Origin of the sequence: Paraburkholderia sp. LEh10 (assembly GCF_017814945.1) — a bacterium.
GTDB lineage: Bacteria > Pseudomonadota > Gammaproteobacteria > Burkholderiales > Burkholderiaceae > Paraburkholderia.
In genome coordinates, this window is the sequence record NZ_JAGIPX010000193.1 from 1 (window position 1) to 1,697 (window position 1,697).

Genomic DNA, 1,697 nt, shown 5'->3' on the forward strand with positions numbered 1-1,697 from the left:
CAGCTGATGCGCGATCGCGGACAACTGCAGAAGGAAGTGCTGCAGCACTGCGACCGCATGCGCAAACTGCTCGCCACACTGGGCTGCTGGGAGGTCGATCACAAGGACTTCGCCGGCCGGCTCGCCCGAGACGAGGTGAAGTGCCACGACGGCGCGCCGCTGCCGCCGGAATTGCGGCAGCGGCTGCTGCGCGAATGCGAACGGCTGGCGCTGGCCCGGCAGCAGCTGGCCGCGCTGGAGAAGACCCGCCAGGCCAGTGTGCCCGCGCCCGCGCGTGCACGCAGCAATGCCCTGGCACGCCTGAAAGGCATTGGCGAAGTGGGCGCGTCGCGCCTTGCGCTCGAGCTCTTCTGGCGTAAGTTCAGCAACCCGCGGCAGGTCGGGGCCTGTGTCGGACTGGTGCCCCAACCGTATGACAGCGGCGAGAGCCAGACCGACCAGGGCATCAGTAAACAGGGCAACCGGCGCGTACGCGCGTTACTGGTCGAGATGGCCTGGACCTGGCTGCGCTATCAGCCCGGGAGCGCACTCACCCAGTGGTTCAACCGGCGCACGCAGGGCACTGGCCCCAACCGTCGTGCCCGGCGCATTGCCATCGTCGCAGTGGCACGGCGACTGGCGATTGCCCTGTGGCGTTACCTGAAGGACGGCGTCATCCCTGAAGGGGCGCAGATGAAATCGATCTGAGCCGGGGCCAAGGCAACCGCGCAACAAGGCAATCATGCAAAGAGCGGAAACTGACGTATGGACCGGTTTGAAGTGAACATGCCCGTCGAGACACCGGGTTACCGACGTAACCGATTTTATAGATGGGGCATGCTCCCGGAAAAGATTCCCGGCGTAATGCGCATGCAGGATGAGGCTGGCCAAGGCGCCAGCGGATAGAAGGAGGTCGGACGTCAGGTCCGACGCGCGCGATGACCGGCTTCAGACCAGAGGGGATACAGTTCAGATGCCAACAACAGCCGCCTCCCATTGCGCTTGCATGGTGGCGGTCGCGATACCCCCCCGCGCCTGCCACCATGAGTCAGCATATTGTCCTGTGGGCGTCAAGGGTTCGCCTGACCAGGCCCAGGCTTCGCCTGGCCCTTGACGCACATGTGTGGAGGGTAGGAGAACGGATTAATCAAAAATAGCCCTTGACAATTTACAGCTCATAGAAGGTGTCTCGCTGCCAACGCTCGATAGCTTCCGGGTCACGCTGATAAGCACGCTGCAACGGCTTTTGCGGCGTCAGGTTCAGACGCGCGAGCATCGCACCGATCGAAGCCAGGCTCAGCGTGACGTCGAATTTCTGTCGTACCAGTTCGCGAACCAGGTTGCGCGTCCACAAGCCAAAATCAAACCCGTATTGCATTGGATTCTTGCCATTAACCCAGCGCATCACCCGCTGCTCCTGCGTCGGAGTAAGCGTACGTGGTCGCCCTGTGCCCTTGGTCGATCGCAGCGCTCGCACTCCACGACCACGGCCTCGCGCCTGCGCCCTGATCTTGTAGGCCCACGAGCGATGCATTCCAAACGACGCGGCAACATCATTTGGATGCTCGCCTTCAGCCATACGCTGAACTGCAAGGATACGCATCTCTTCAAGCGTGTTGTGAGCCAGGCTCCGGCCATCTCGTTTCATGGGCGATGCTCTCAATAGCTATCGCTCAAGCATAGGCCATCTGTCCGCAAAATTCCTGACTTATGAGTAA

The 1,697-nt window shown here is 61.8% G+C and carries 1 protein-coding gene and 1 pseudogene; one reads left to right on the plus strand and one right to left on the minus strand.

Annotation, left to right across the window (positions count from 1 at the left end; genetic code table 11):
• Window positions 1-687: transposase (locus tag J8I87_RS43870; protein WP_209938880.1), on the plus strand; the 687-nt coding region annotated here is incomplete at its 5' end.
• 472 nt (window positions 688-1,159) lie between these two features.
• Here J8I87_RS43870 and J8I87_RS43875 read toward each other — a convergent pair.
• Window positions 1,160-1,627, minus strand: a pseudogene (locus J8I87_RS43875) (winged helix-turn-helix domain-containing protein); the annotation flags it as partial.
• Window positions 1,628-1,697: the final 70 nt, after the last annotated feature.